Here is a 13,007-nt window from a genome sequence, read left to right as displayed (position 1 = left end):
AGGTGTCTCCTTGGATCGAATTGGCCGGACAGTCAAACGGCCACCCTGCTATGGCCGTTGGAAAGTTCGCAATTCTGTTCTTCTTTTTTCTTTTTAGCGCGAATATGCGCGTTTCGACTGAGGGTTAACCCGATCAATTGTTCGTTTCGGTTCCTTTAGCCTGCGCGCCATGAATCCGAACCCCCGTCAGAACGATCTGCTGCAGGAGGTGCGCGCCCATGGATCGGTGAGCGTCGAGTCGCTTGCCGAGAAGTTCGGCGTGACGCTGCAGACGGTGCGCCGCGACGTGCAGCGCCTGGCCGAGGCCGGCCTGGTGCAGCGCTTCCACGGCGGCGTGCGCGTGCCCTCGTCGACCACCGAGAACATCGCCTACCGCCAGCGCCAAGCCATGCAGGCCGACGGCAAGGCGCGCATCGCGCGCGCCATCGCGGCGCGCATCCCGGCCGGCTGCTCGCTGATCCTGAACCTCGGCACGACGACCGAGGCGGTGGCCCATGCGCTGCTGCGCCACAAGGGCTTGCGCGTGATCACGAACAACCTGAACGTCGCGATGATCCTGAGCGACAACCCGGACTGCGAGCTGGTGATGGTCGGCGGCTCGGTGCGGCACCGCGACCGCGGCATCGTCGGCGAGGCGGCGGTCGACTTCATCCGCCAGTTCAAGGTGGACATCGGGCTGATCGGCATCTCGGGCATCGAGTCCGACGGCAGCCTGCGGGACTTCGACTACCGCGAGGTGATGGTGGCGCGGACCATCGTCGAGCACTCGCGCGAGGTGTGGGTCGCGGCGGACGCGACCAAGTTCAACCGGCCCGCGATGGCCGAGGTCGCCCGATTGCCGCAGATCGACGCGCTGTTCACCGACGAGCCGCCGCCGGAGCCCTTCCCCGCGCTGATGGCGGATGCGGGCGTGGAGCTCGTGGTCGCGCCGTAGCATCGCGACACCAAGAACACAACGAACGAGACAAGCCATGACCTACCTGCTCGCCCTGGACCAGGGCACCTCGAGTTCGCGCGCGATCGTCTTCGACGCGCAAGGGCGCATCGTCGCGATGGCGCAGCGCGAGTTCCGCCAGATCTATCCGCAGCCGGGCTGGGTCGAGCACGATGCCGATGAAATCTGGGAGACGCAGCTCTCCGTCGCCCGCGAGGTGCTGACCAAGGCATCGCTGAAAGCCTCGGAGGTGAAGGCGCTGGGCATCACCAACCAGCGCGAGACCACGCTGGTGTGGAACCGCAAGACCGGGCGCGCGATCCATCACGCGATCGTCTGGCAGGACAGGCGCGCCGAGCCGCAATGCGCCGCGTTGCGCGAGCAGGGCCACGGCCCGCGCATCCAGGAGAAGACGGGGCTGGTGGTCGACGCGTATTTCTCGGGCACCAAGCTGCAGTGGATCCTCGACAACGTCAGCGGCGCGCGCGACGCGGCGGAGCGCGGCGAGCTCGCGTTCGGCACGGTCGACAGTTGGTTGATCTGGAAGCTCACGAACGGGGACGTTCACGTCACCGACGTCAGCAACGCATCTCGGACGATGCTGTTCAACGTGCGCGAGAACCAGTGGGATGAAGAGCTGCTCGCGCTGCTGCGCATTCCGAAGTCGCTGCTGCCCGAAGTGAAACCGTCGGCGTCCGAATTCGGGCGCGTGGCGCCGGAGCATCTCGGCACGGCGCTGATGATCGGCGGCATCGGCGGCGACCAGCAGAGCGCGCTGTTCGGGCAGGCCTGCTTCGAAGCCGGCATGGCCAAGAACACCTACGGCACCGGCTGCTTCATGCTGATGCACACGGGTCCGCGCTTCCAGACCAGCGCGAACGGGCTGATCACGACGAGCGCGGCGCAGATCGACGCGACGCCGCAATACGCGCTGGAGGGCAGCGTGTTCATCGGCGGCGCGGTGGTGCAGTGGCTGCGCGACGGGCTGAATGCGATCAAGGGCAGCGGCGAGGTGCAGGGCCTCGCGGAGAGCGTGCCCGACGCGGGCGGCGTGATGTTCGTGCCGGCCTTCACCGGCCTCGGCGCGCCGTACTGGGACGCGGAAGCGCGCGGCGCGATCGTGGGTCTGACGCGCGGCTCGACCGTGGCGCACATCGCGCGCGCGGCGCTGGAGAGCATCGCGTTCCAGAGCGCGGCGCTGCTGCAGGCGATGAGCCGCGACGCCGTGGCGGCCGGCGGCGCGCCGGTGAGCGAGTTGCGCGTCGACGGCGGCGCGTGCGTGAACGACCTGCTGATGCAATTCCAGGCGGACCTGCTCGGCATCCCGGTCGTGCGTCCGAAGGTGATCGAGACGACGGCGCTCGGCGCGGCCTACCTCGCCGGCCTCACGGCGGGCGTCTACGGCAACCTCGGCGACATCGGCCGCAACTGGCAGACGGAACGGACCTTCCGCCCGACCATGTCGCGCGACCGCGCAGAGACGCTGATGGCGCAGTGGGAACGCGCGGTGAGACAAGCCTCCGCGCGCTGACCGGACCCCTCTTCGGAAGGCCCCATTCAGGGGGTCAGGTCTTCACCCCTCAATGGGATCAGAACCCTATCGATTCGCCGGCACCCAGCAGCGTCAGAACGCCCAGCACCGCAAAGATGATCGCCGCGATCCCGTGAACCAGTCGCACCGGCATCTTGTGCGCGAGCTTGTCGCCCACGAAGACCGCCGGCACGTTGGCGATCATCATGCCGAAGGTCGTGCCCGCGACCACCGGCCACAGGTCGTTGAAGCGCGCCGCGAGCGCCACCGTCGCGATCTGCGTCTTGTCGCCCATCTCCGCCAGGAAGAAGGCCACGATCGTCGTGCCCAGCACGCCCAGGCGGAACTTGCCGCCCGTCTCCTCTTCATCGATCTTGTCGGGGATCAGCGTCCACGCCGCCATCGCGATGAAGCCCACGCCCAGCACCCAGCGCAGCGTCTGCGCCGACACCTGCGTCGTGATCCAGCTGCCGACGGCACCGGCGCACGCGTGATTCACCAAGGTCGCGATCAGGATGCCCAGCACGATCGGTCCCGGCTTGCGGAAGCGCGCCGCCAGGATGAAGGCCAGCAATTGGGTCTTGTCGCCGATTTCGGCGAGGGCCACGAGGCCGGTGGAGATGAGGAAGGCTTCCATGAAAGACTCAGCGGCCGAGACATACCAATGACCATGTCGCCGCCGGCCGCAAAAGTCCGGGGACATGGTCAAAGGTCTCGCCAGGCTGGGAACCCGTGGGTTCCTGGCTACCTCGCGCCATGAGCCAAGGCTCAAGTCTGTTGACGCGGGTCTGCTGAATCGGCCTGCCGCCCAAGAGGCCTTCCAAAAGGCCGGGCGACGGGCGGGGTGCAGCGGCTACTCCCCAATGACAGCCCGCATTGTAGTCGCTGCCAGCCCCGGCCACGCGCGCTGCGCCGGCCCTGGCGGGCCCGCATCGCCCAGCAGCAGCAGATGTGTGCGGGTATCGCGCCAGCTGGACGCCATCAGCAGCTGAAGCACCGGCGCGCTCACCGCGTGCAGGCGCTGCGGCCACAACACGCAATCCTCGAGCTCGCCCACCGCCAGCGCCTGCGCCAGCAGCGCATCCGGCGCCTCGGCGAGCTGGAACTCCCACTCGCCTTGCGCCAGGGCCTGCGCGAGCGCCAGGTCCTCCGGCGTCACCGCCTCGGCCGCAAGCAGCGGCAGTTGCTCGCGCAACAACGCGAGCTGGTCCGGCACCGTCGACACCGGCAGCGTCACGCTCAATCGCCAGCACAGCGCCCCGTTCAACGATTCGATCTCGCTCTCCCACGGCCAGGGCAGCCGCGCCATCAGCCGTTGCTGCATCAGCGTGCGTGCCAGCTCGCGCAACGCGGGTGGCGTGCCGCGCGGCACCGGTGTCTGCACGACCAGCCGGCAACCCTGACCCTGCGGCAACGGCAGGAACTGCGCGATCGCCGGCGTGGGCGCCGCGGCCGGCAGCGACACCGCCGGCGTCGCACCGGTCGGTGGCACCTTCGCCACGCGCCAGCTACCCATGAAGTCTTCGGCCAAGCCGCGCGCCGTCTGCAGCGTCAGGTCCCCGGCAAAGAGCAGCACCGCGCGCTCCGGCCGCCAGTACTGGCGATGGAAGGCCAGCACGTCCTCGCGCTTCAGCCGCTTCAGGCTGGCCGAGGTCTGCACCGGCTGCGCGCGGCCCCGGAACTGCCGCCGCGCCGCCCACGGCGCCAGCAGCAGCGCATCGGCACGCCGCAGCACCAGTGCATCGATGGCGCGGCTGCGGATGTGCTCCAGCGATTCGAAGGCGAGCAAGGGCCGTTGCGTCAGGTCCGCCAGCAGGTTGACCGCGTCGTCGCATTGATCGGGCAAGGCCTCCAGCGCGATCTCCGCCGTCGACGGCGTCAACTCCAGTCGCAGCGGCAGACCCAGCAGATCGCCCGCATAGGCGATGTCGGCGGATTCCATCTCCTCGCCGTCGCGCTTCGCGCCTTGCGCGAGCATGGCCAGCGCCACTTCCGCCAGGCCATCCTTGCCCGCCGGGTCCCGCAGCCAGCCACCCTCCCCGATCAGGCGGATCGCCGTGCGCGGCGCACCGGGCCGCGGCAGCACGAGGACGCGCAATCCGTTCGCGAGCTTCGTCTGTTCGAGTGGCAAGGGCTGCGGCGCGGGCGCGGGCGGCGCCTCGGGCGGTCGATCGAATCCGTCCTGCGCCAACGCCGGCCAGGCGGCCGACCCCGACACGATCGCAGTGCCGAGCATCAGCCCGCGGCGGTGCAGATCGACCGTCATGCGGCGACTCCCGCGGCGGCGCCGATGTCCGCCAGCAGCGTCAGCGCCGGCGCCTGCACGACCTGCTTGCGCCAGAACTGCTGCACCTCGGCACTGCTCAGCTTGAGCCACGCGGCCATGTCCCTGGCCGGCGCTCCGGCGTCGCCCCGCACCGCCCAGGCCGTGCCGAGCGACCGCGCGAGGCGGTCGGCGGTCCAGTCGGCCGACAGCGTCTGACGCCGCAGCAGCGCCTTGGCCTTGTTGAGTTCCTCGTCGGTCACCGGCTCGTCGGCCAGGCGCAGGACTTCCTGCTGCAAGGCCTGCGCCACCGGCGCGGCGGTCTGACCGTGCGCCGCGAGCGCCTGCGCGACCAGCAGTCCCGCGTCGCGGTGCACGTCCAGGCGCAGGCTGAGCTGATGCGCCAGCGCCTTCTCGTCGACCAGCGTGTCGATCAGCCGGCCGGAACGGCCCAAGCCCAGCAGCGAATGGGCCAGCTGCCAGATCGGCATGGACGGATCGTCGGCGCGCGGCACCTGCCAGATGAGCGCGGCCGCCGGCAGCGGCGCCTGCGCGAGCGACAGCTTCAGTGTCTGGCTCTGGGGCCGGCGCGCCTCGCGCATCTCGCGCGGCTCCGCACCGGACAGTGACGGCGACGATGAAGACGGCAGCGTTGCCGAAGCCGACGAGGAAGCCGAAGAGGAGGCTGAAGAGGCCGTCGTCGTCGAGATCGAGTTCGAAGACAGTTGCGCCGGCATCGGCGGCCGGATCGAGCCGAAGTAATGCAGCACCCAGCGCGCCACCGCCGCCTCGTCGAAGGCGCCCGTCACGACGAGCAGCGCGCGGTCGCAGCCGAAGCGGTTGGCATGGAAGGCGCGAACGGCGTCGATGTCCAGGTCCTTGAGCTGCTCCGGGTCGCCGAGCGCGCCGCGCTGGTACGGATGCGTCAGGTAGCCGTGGCGCTGGACGGCCAGATCCAGCCGCGCATACGGATTGAGTTGCGGCTCCTGCACCGCCTGACGCAGCTGCTGCCGCGCGGTGGCGAGCGTGTCGGGCTCCAGCCGGGGGTTGCTCATGCGTTCGGCCTCGGCCCACAGCACGCGCTCGAGCTGGTGTGCGGGCACGACGGTCTGCAGCGCGGCGAAGTCCTCGTCGATCTCGATCCCGCTGCGGCCGCCGGCCGAGGCGACCAGCCGGTTGAACTGCCCCGGCTCCAGGTAACGGCTGGCACCGGCGACGAGTCGCAGCACCAGGTGCGTCATGCCGCTGCGGCCGGTGGGATCGTCGCGGCCGCCGCAGCGGTAGACCACGCGCACCGCCGCCTGCGTACCCGCGACCGGGCGCGCCAGCCAGAGCAGGCCGTTGGGCAGCCGTTGCGGCTCGAGGGACGGGGCACTCGTGGGCGCACTCATATGGGCGGCAATCCTAGCTGCCAATCCGCTGTCAGCAGCCGGTCCGCATCATGGACGCGACATCGTCCTACAGGTCGGCCCACCCGAATCGGGGGCCCCGGAGGGGCGATGAGGAGCCCGGCCCACGCCGGTGCCCCGCACGAAGGGGACAAACGCCCCGCCGTCATCGTCGATCCACGGAGAGCCCGCCATGAGCGCCATGAACTTCGCCTACACGATCGTCTACGTCGAGGACGTGGGTGCGTCGCTGGACTTCTTCGAGCGCGCCTTCGGCCTCCGGCGACGTTTCCTGCACGAGTCCGGCGCCTACGGCGAACTGGAGACCGGCGCCACGACGCTGTCCTTCGCCCGGCACGACATCGCGCGCGGCAACCTCGGCCAGGACTACCGGAAGGCCGAGGACGGCACGCCGCTGGGCATGGAGATCGGCTTGTCCACGCAGGACGTCCCCGCCGCCTACGCCCTGGCGCTGGCCGCGGGCGCGCAAGGCCTGACCCCCCCGACGACCAAGCCCTGGGGCCAGGTGGTGGCTTACGTCCGATGCCCCGACGGGTCGCTGGTCGAGATCTGCACGCCGATCTGACGCGGACTAAGCCTCGTCCCTGGCGCCAGGCCGCGGTTCGACCACGATCCGCGCGTGGCGCTGGAAGGTGAAGTACGCCCAGGCCCAGTCCGCGAAGACGCGGACGCGGTTGCGGAAACCGATCAGGAAGTACACGTGCACGAACAGCCAGAACAGCCAGGCGGAGAAACCGCTGAACTGGATCGACCCCAGGTCGGCGACCGCCGCCTTGCGGCCGATCGTCGCGAGGTTGCCGTAGTCCATGTACCGGAACGGCGGCTCCGAGCGCCCCTGCATCCGCGCCAGGATCTGTCGCGCGGCGTGGCGGCCCGCCTGCTTGGCGCCGGGGCTCACGCCGGGCACCGGCTTGCGGCTGCCGTCCTTCTCGAGGCTGGTCGCCGCGGCCATGTCGCCGACGACGTAGATCTCCGGATGGCCGGGGATGTTCATGTACTCGTCGACGACCACGCGCCCGGCGCGGTCCAGCGGCACGTCCAGCGTGCGGGACAGCGGCGATGCAGCCACGCCGGCCGCCCAGACCTTGGTCCGCGACGCGATGCGTTCCTTGCCGCCGTCGGCGGTCTGGAGATCGACGCCCTCCTCGTCGATGCCGACGACGCGGCAACCGGTCCGCACCACCACGCCGATGCGCTCCAGCTGCGCCTGGGCCTGCGCCGACTGCGCCGGCTTGAACGCCGCCAGGATCCGGTCCGAGCCCTCGACCAGCAGCACCTGCGCGCGGCTGGGATCGATGCGGCGGAACTCGTCGCGCAACGTGTGGCGGGCGATCTCGGCCAGCGTGCCGGCCATCTCGACGCCGGTCGGCCCGCCGCCGATGACCACGAAGTTCAGCCACGGCGCGCGGCTGGCGGCGTCAGGCAGCGTCTCGGCGCGCTCGAACGCGCTCAGCAGCCGCGCCCGGAGCTGGAAGGCATCGGCCAGGGTCTTCAATCCGGGCGCATGCGCCTGCCACTGATCGTTGCCGAAGTAGCTGTGCGTCGCGCCGGCGGCCACGATCAGATGGTCGTAGGCGAAGCGTTGACCGTCGGCGAGCACGACTTCCCTCGCGTCCTTGTCGATGGCCTCGACGTCGGCCATCAGCACGGTGAGATTGCGCTGATGGCGCCGCATGTGGCGGATCGGCGAGGCGATCGACGGCGCGGACAGTCCCGCCGTCGCGACCTGGTACAGCAGCGGCTGGAACAGGTGGTGGTTACTGCGATCGATCAGCGTGACGCGGACCGGCGCGCCGTCGAGGACCTTGGTGGCCTCCAGGCCGCCGAAACCGCAACCGACGATCACGACATGGGGGAGCGCAACATGTGGGTCAGCCATGCAACACATCGTAGCGGGGATGACGACCTGGACAGGTCATGTCCATCGCTGACAATCGTCCGATGCGCCGCGCCGACCGCCTGTTCCAGATCGTCCAACTCATCCGTGGACGCCGTCTCACCACCGCCGAGTTCCTCTCCCAGCGGCTGGAGGTGTCGATCCGCACCGTCTACCGTGACGTCGCCGCGCTGCAGCAGCAGGGCGTGCCGATCGACGGCGAGGCGGGCGTCGGTTACCGCATGCGGGTGGGCTTCGAGTTGCCGCCGCTGATGTTCAGCGCCGAGGAAGCCCAGTCGCTGGTCGCCGCGGTGCGGCTCGCGCAGCCGCAGCTGGACGCGGTGCTCGGCCAACGCGCCGAGGAGGCGCTCGGCAAGATCTTCGCGGTGCTGCCCGGCTCGGCCCGCGCGGCGGCGGAAAGCCTCACGGTCTACGCGCCGCAGCGCGGCCTCGATGCCGCCACGCGGGAACGCCTCACGCACCTGCGCCAGGCCACCGAATCGCGCACCAAGCTGCGCCTGCACTACCTCGACCTCAGCGACCAGACCAGCACACGGCTCGTGCGGCCGCTGGCCTGCTTCTTCTGGGGACCGGTGTGGACCTTCTCGGCCTGGTGCGAGTTGAGAGAGGACTTCCGCAGCTTCCGCGTCGACCGCGTGCAGCAGCTCGAGCTGACGGAGGAACGTTTCCGCGATGAGCCGGGCAAGACCCTCGCCGACCTGCAGCGGCGCGAGAACGCGCGCGAGAACTGGGCCTAGGCCAGGCGGATCAGCGGACCGCCACGCCCTGCGGCAGCACCGCGGCGCGCGGACGCCAGCGCAGCAGCGGCGCCTCGATCCAGCGATGGAACGGCAGCGCGGCCAGGTTGCTCAGGAACCAGGCGGCCACCAGCGCCAGCGGCGCGAGCGCGTCCAGCATCGGCGCGGGACTCTCGGCGCGGTGCTCGTAGATCGCGTTCACGAGCAGGCAGACCGGGAAGTGCACCAGGAAGAGCGCGTAGGCGTGACGCGCCATCGACTGCACCGGCGCCTGCCCGTGCCGTTCGAACCACGCCGGCAGCGTGCCGCGACGCCACAGCACGATGACCACGGCCGTCAGCGCGGCGACGACCAGACGCTCGCGGAACTGCAGCGCGAGCGCGGCGACCATCAGTCCCCCCAGCGCCAGCAGTGCGGCGCGACGCGCGGCCGGCGCCCAGCCCTGGCACCAGCACAGCAGCACGCCCAAGCCGTAGGCGCCGAAGAAGTAGATCGCGTAGGCGTCCATGTCGGCCATGCGATTGAACTTCAGCAGCGACGCGGCGCAGAGCGCGCCGACGACCGCCGGCGCCATCCACTGCCGCGACGCGCGCGTCAGCGGCAGGCAGCGCAGCCCCCACATCACCAGCAGGAGCAGCGCGAAGAGCTGGAAGTCGATCGCCACGTACCAGGCGCCGACGGTCAGCGCCTCGACCGACATCAGGTCGTGCAGCAGCAGCGCATGAGCCAGGATCTGCGTGAGGTGGACCTGGGTCGGCACCAGTTCCGGCAACAGCGGCTGGACCAGCCACGACGCCAGCAGCGTCAAGCCGACCGCCGCCATGAACGGCGGCACCAGGCGCCAGTAGCGCTGCGCCAGCAGGGCCGGCGCCGAACGGCGCAGCTGCGGCTCCTGGGCCGAGAGCGCCCGCGCGCTGAGGTAGCCGCCCAGGACCAGAAACACCTGCACGGCCATGCGGCCGTAGTCGTAGAGCCATCCCGACAGCAACGGGAACAGGCCGTGCATCGCCTCCGCGATCGGTCCGTAGACCGACAGGTGATGCAGCACGATCAATTGCGCGGCGGCCGCGCGCAGCGCGTCCAGCGGGAAGAGGCGAGAGGCCATCAGGGGGCGGCGGATTCGGTCGCCGAGAGGCCCAGAGGACGCATTCGGCGGAAAACGAAGCGGCCACCGCGAGGTGGCCGTTGAATTGCGCCGGATTCTATAAGCGAATCAACAAGTTACATCGGCGCACAAGTGCGATGACGATCGCGTGACGCCCGGGCGTCGGCCTCAGCGCTTGTCGCGGGGGCGTGGCGGACGCGGTTTCGGCACGGGAAACAGCGTCCCGTTGAAGATCGCCGCGAACCAGCCGAGGTACCAGTCGACCAGCCGCTGCGGCCACGGCTTGGGGGGCGCTTTCACTGGCAGGGGACGGTCGGAGGGATGCCGGCGCTCGACGGCGGCGGCGAAGTCCGTGAGCCGCGCGCGGAGCGCCTGCAGGCCGGCCACCTTCGACGGCGTCGCGGCCTCGGCCTGGATCACGAGCGCCACGTGCAGCAGCGCGCGGTCGTCGCCGAGCAACTCCAGCCGCAGTTGCGCCTGACCCGTCACTGCGCCCGTGCGGGGCCCGCGACCCTCGAAGCTCAGACGCAGGCGGCTGGGCGCGTCGAGATCGAGTTGCAGCATGCGGCCCTCGAATCCCGGCAGCGACAGCGCAAAGACGCCCGGCGCATCGCCGGCCTGGAGGCTGGCGCCCTCGGGCAGGCTGTCGGCGAGCAGGGTCAGGTCGTGCAGCGTCTTCCAGGCCAGGGTCTGGGGGACGGGCAGGACGAGATCGTCGTTGAGGGCGAGCGTGGGCATTGGCGGGATTGTGGACCCGTCCGCGCGATCACGCGGACATGCGCGCGGTCCGACGCAGACGGGAACGAAATTCGCTATGGTGCGCGCATGGACAACATGGACCTGCAGGTGCTGCGCCAGGTGCAGCAATGGACAGACGCCGATCAGCGCGTCGTGCTCGGCACCATCACGCGGACCTGGGGCTCGGCGCCGCGGCCGGTCGGATCGATCGTCGCGGTGCGTTCTGACGGACTGATCACCGGATCGGTCTCCGGCGGCTGCATCGAGGACGACCTGGTCGCGAAGATCCGCGAGGGCGCGCTGACCTTGAAGACGCCGGAGCTGATCCGCTACGGCGTCGGCGCGGAAGCGGCGCAGCGCTTCGGGCTGCCCTGCGGCGGCACGCTGGAGCTGATGCTGGAGCCGGTCGGGGCGCACTCGGCGATCGCGCCGCTGCTGGAGCGGCTGTCACGCGGCGAGCGCGTGCTGCGCACGCTCGACCTGGCCACCGGTGCGGTCTCGCTGGCGGAGCCCGGCGAGCATTCACGCGACGGCGCGGACCGGCTGGTGCTGAGCGACGCGCTGCTGGTGACGCACCATGGCCCGCAATGGCGGCTGCTGATCATCGGCGCGGGGCAGATGAGCCAGTACCTGGCGCAGATGGCGCTGGCGCTCGACTACCAAGTACAGGTCTGCGACCCGCGCGACGACTACCCGTGGACGCTGATCGCCGCGCCGCTGACGCGCGAGATGCCGGACGATGTCGTTCAACGGCTGAAGCCCGACGGCCACACGGCGATCGTGGCGCTGACGCACGACCCCAAGCTCGACGACCTGGCGCTGATGGAGGCGCTGCGCGGCCCGGCGTTCTACGTCGGCGCGATCGGCTCGCGCGTGAACCAGGCCAAGCGCCGCGCGCGGCTGAAGGAGCACTTCGACCTGACGGACGCGCAGCTGGATCGGCTGCACGGCCCGGTGGGCCTGCACATCGGGGCCCGCACGCCGCCCGAGATCGCGCTGGCGATACTGGCGCACATGACCGCGGAGCGGTATGGCGTGCAGGTCAGCAGCAGCGCGACGCCAACGGATGGGAGCGAGGCGGGGTGCGTGGTGTGAACCAGACGTGCGTTGATCCGATGGTCGCTCCCCCCGCTCAGGCGGGTTGCGACGCCGACCGGCCAGATTCCCAGGCCGCGGCCATCGGCAGCAATGCCGCCGCCGCCCAGCTCGCCACGGCGCCTCGCGCAGCGAGGCTGACGCACAGCGCGGGCAGGCCGCGCACCACCTGCCCGGTGTTCTGGATGTGCAACTCCAGACGTGCCATCTCGCGTCGACGCTCGAAGGCCGCGCCGGACCAGGCGGTCAGCCACGCCGCAGGCATCAGCGCCGCGGGTCCTTGCAATCGGACGCCGTCACGCGCCGCGGCTCTCAGCACACCGCGCAGCGCCGGCAGGTCGCGCCAGGCGCCGAGGCTCGCCGCCGTCGCGACCGGCATCGCGTCGATCGCGCGAAGTTCGGCCCGCGCGGGCATCGCTGCCGGCAGCCGGAAGTCCCAGGCGAGGCCGAGACGCTTCAGCAGCATCAGCATCCACCAGCCCGGGTCGAACTCGCCCGGATAAAGGCCCAGTCGCGCGGAACCGGGGAAGGCATGGTGGTTGTTGTGCCAGCTCTCGCCCATCGTCAGCAGCGAGGTCCAGCGGATGTTGCGCCCCTGGACGGCGGCGCCTTCGACCTCGTGATGCATGCCGCCCGCGTTGTGGGCGAAGTGCCCGATCAGCCAGTGCCCGACGACCCCGGCGCAGATCCGCGCGCACACGCCCCAGCAGACGAAGGCCCAGCCGCCTGCGGCGTAGAGCAGCAGCGCCGGCGGCAGTTGCTGCAGCATCCAGGTGCGTTCCAGCAGACGCAGGTAGCGGTCATCGGCGATGCGGGGCTCCAACTCGATGCGCGGCTCGCGCGCAAGGCGCAGCTCGCAATGCAGCTGCCACCAGCCGTCGCGCCAGAACGAGGCGCCGTGACGCAGGTAGGGATGGCAATCAGGGAGGCGCTGCGCGAAGTCGCGCAGCTCGTGCTGGCGCAGCAGTCCCAGCGGACCCGCGAGCCCCACCTGGACGCCGAACCAGATCAGCAAGCGCTCGAGCCAGCGCGGCGCCTGGTAGCTGTCGTGGATCAGCTTGCGATGGCTGCCGAGCGAGTGGCCCAGCAACAGCACCGCGACCGTGGCCAGCACGAACACCAGCACGGCGGGCCAGGACAGGAAGAACCAGGCGCCGACGAGCGCGCCCGCCAGATTCGCGATCAACCAGAACGACTTCACCGGCGAATAGCGGACCTCGCCGATGAGGACATCTTCTGGCGCATCGACATGCACGCGGTGGCCGTCGAGGGAGTCAGGGGCGGCGAATGGCATGGGG

The 13,007-nt window shown here is 70.4% G+C and carries 12 protein-coding genes and 1 riboswitch; of the genes, 5 read left to right on the top strand and 7 right to left on the bottom strand.

Going from position 1 to position 13,007, the window contains the following annotated elements:
* Positions 1-169: 169 nt before the first annotated feature.
* Entirely contained in the window at positions 170-934 is a 765-nt protein-coding gene (locus AC07OZ_RS10800; RefSeq protein ID WP_088405752.1) for a DeoR/GlpR family DNA-binding transcription regulator, read from the top strand.
* Positions 935-971: 37 nt separating this feature from the next.
* Complete coding sequence (glpK, locus tag AC07OZ_RS10795) at positions 972-2,465, top strand: glycerol kinase GlpK (protein ID WP_495467131.1); 1,494 nt, start codon at positions 972-974, stop codon at positions 2,463-2,465.
* Positions 2,466-2,523: 58 nt separating this feature from the next.
* On the opposite strand, the gene AC07OZ_RS10790 is transcribed toward glpK, so the two are convergent.
* The 3 genes from AC07OZ_RS10790 to AC07OZ_RS10780 all read right to left on the bottom strand — a co-directional run bounded on the left by AC07OZ_RS10790 (position 2,524) and on the right by AC07OZ_RS10780 (position 6,119).
* Positions 2,524-3,102 (bottom strand): TMEM165/GDT1 family protein, encoded by a 579-nt coding sequence (locus AC07OZ_RS10790; protein ID WP_495467130.1) that lies wholly within the window; start codon positions 3,100-3,102, stop codon positions 2,524-2,526.
* A 79-nt stretch (positions 3,103-3,181) separates the two neighbouring features.
* Positions 3,182-3,339, bottom strand: a riboswitch (yybP-ykoY riboswitch).
* Entirely contained in the window at positions 3,319-4,731 is a 1,413-nt protein-coding gene (locus tag AC07OZ_RS10785; protein WP_495467129.1) for a M16 family metallopeptidase, read from the bottom strand. It overlaps the preceding riboswitch by 21 nt.
* Positions 4,728-6,119, bottom strand: coding sequence for a M16 family metallopeptidase (locus tag AC07OZ_RS10780; RefSeq protein WP_495467128.1), 1,392 nt, complete (start codon positions 6,117-6,119; stop codon positions 4,728-4,730). Before AC07OZ_RS10780 ends, AC07OZ_RS10785 begins: the two co-directional genes overlap by 4 nt.
* Positions 6,120-6,318: 199 nt before the next feature.
* Here AC07OZ_RS10780 and AC07OZ_RS10775 point away from each other — a divergent pair, with 199 nt between their 5' ends.
* A complete protein-coding gene (locus tag AC07OZ_RS10775; RefSeq protein ID WP_495467364.1) occupies positions 6,319-6,702 on the top strand; it encodes a VOC family protein in 384 nt (127 codons plus the stop codon).
* A gap of 6 nt (positions 6,703-6,708) precedes the next feature.
* Here the strand turns inward: AC07OZ_RS10775 and AC07OZ_RS10770 are convergent, their stop codons facing one another.
* Positions 6,709-8,016 (bottom strand): NAD(P)/FAD-dependent oxidoreductase, encoded by a 1,308-nt coding sequence (locus AC07OZ_RS10770; protein WP_495467127.1) that lies wholly within the window; start codon positions 8,014-8,016, stop codon positions 6,709-6,711.
* 62 nt (positions 8,017-8,078) lie between these two features.
* Here AC07OZ_RS10770 and AC07OZ_RS10765 point away from each other — a divergent pair, with 62 nt between their 5' ends.
* Positions 8,079-8,771: a helix-turn-helix transcriptional regulator gene (locus AC07OZ_RS10765; RefSeq protein WP_421035651.1), complete on the top strand. Its 693-nt coding sequence runs from the start codon at positions 8,079-8,081 to the stop codon at positions 8,769-8,771.
* Between the two features lie 10 nt (positions 8,772-8,781).
* Here the strand turns inward: AC07OZ_RS10765 and AC07OZ_RS10760 are convergent, their stop codons facing one another.
* The gene (locus tag AC07OZ_RS10760) at positions 8,782-9,876 is read right to left on the bottom strand and encodes an acyltransferase family protein (protein ID WP_495467126.1); all 1,095 of its coding nucleotides are present in this window, start codon (positions 9,874-9,876) and stop codon (positions 8,782-8,784) included.
* A gap of 168 nt (positions 9,877-10,044) precedes the next feature.
* The gene (locus AC07OZ_RS10755) at positions 10,045-10,614 is read right to left on the bottom strand and encodes a hypothetical protein (protein ID WP_495467125.1); all 570 of its coding nucleotides are present in this window, start codon (positions 10,612-10,614) and stop codon (positions 10,045-10,047) included.
* Between the two features lie 87 nt (positions 10,615-10,701).
* Here AC07OZ_RS10755 and AC07OZ_RS10750 point away from each other — a divergent pair, with 87 nt between their 5' ends.
* A complete protein-coding gene (locus AC07OZ_RS10750; RefSeq protein ID WP_495467124.1) occupies positions 10,702-11,709 on the top strand; it encodes an XdhC family protein in 1,008 nt (335 codons plus the stop codon).
* 37 nt (positions 11,710-11,746) lie between these two features.
* On the opposite strand, the gene AC07OZ_RS10745 is transcribed toward AC07OZ_RS10750, so the two are convergent.
* Positions 11,747-13,003, bottom strand: a complete 1,257-nt coding sequence (locus AC07OZ_RS10745; protein WP_495467123.1) for an acyl-CoA desaturase — start codon at positions 13,001-13,003, stop codon at positions 11,747-11,749.
* Positions 13,004-13,007: the final 4 nt, after the last annotated feature.

The sequence above is a fragment of the Roseateles sp. GW821-FHT09G03 genome (genome assembly GCF_059416045.1).
This window is presented reverse-complemented; position numbering and strand designations above follow the sequence as displayed.

Excerpts from the sequence above, each read along its gene's own strand:
- AC07OZ_RS10800 (WP_088405752.1), top strand. The coding sequence starts at position 170 with ATGAATCCGAACCCCCGTCAGAACGATCTGCTGCAGGAGGTGCGCGCC.
- glpK (WP_495467131.1), top strand. The coding sequence starts at position 972 with ATGACCTACCTGCTCGCCCTGGACCAGGGCACCTCGAGTTCGCGCGCG.
- AC07OZ_RS10760 (WP_495467126.1), bottom strand. The coding sequence starts at position 9,876 with ATGGCCTCTCGCCTCTTCCCGCTGGACGCGCTGCGCGCGGCCGCCGCG.
- AC07OZ_RS10765 (WP_421035651.1), top strand. The coding sequence starts at position 8,079 with ATGCGCCGCGCCGACCGCCTGTTCCAGATCGTCCAACTCATCCGTGGA.
- AC07OZ_RS10745 (WP_495467123.1), bottom strand. The coding sequence starts at position 13,003 with ATGCCATTCGCCGCCCCTGACTCCCTCGACGGCCACCGCGTGCATGTC.
- AC07OZ_RS10790 (WP_495467130.1), bottom strand. The coding sequence starts at position 3,102 with ATGGAAGCCTTCCTCATCTCCACCGGCCTCGTGGCCCTCGCCGAAATC.
- AC07OZ_RS10780 (WP_495467128.1), bottom strand. The coding sequence starts at position 6,119 with ATGAGTGCGCCCACGAGTGCCCCGTCCCTCGAGCCGCAACGGCTGCCC.
- AC07OZ_RS10770 (WP_495467127.1), bottom strand. The coding sequence starts at position 8,016 with ATGGCTGACCCACATGTTGCGCTCCCCCATGTCGTGATCGTCGGTTGC.
- AC07OZ_RS10750 (WP_495467124.1), top strand. The coding sequence starts at position 10,702 with ATGGACAACATGGACCTGCAGGTGCTGCGCCAGGTGCAGCAATGGACA.
- AC07OZ_RS10775 (WP_495467364.1), top strand. The coding sequence starts at position 6,319 with ATGAACTTCGCCTACACGATCGTCTACGTCGAGGACGTGGGTGCGTCG.
- AC07OZ_RS10785 (WP_495467129.1), bottom strand. The coding sequence starts at position 4,731 with ATGACGGTCGATCTGCACCGCCGCGGGCTGATGCTCGGCACTGCGATC.
- AC07OZ_RS10755 (WP_495467125.1), bottom strand. The coding sequence starts at position 10,614 with ATGCCCACGCTCGCCCTCAACGACGATCTCGTCCTGCCCGTCCCCCAG.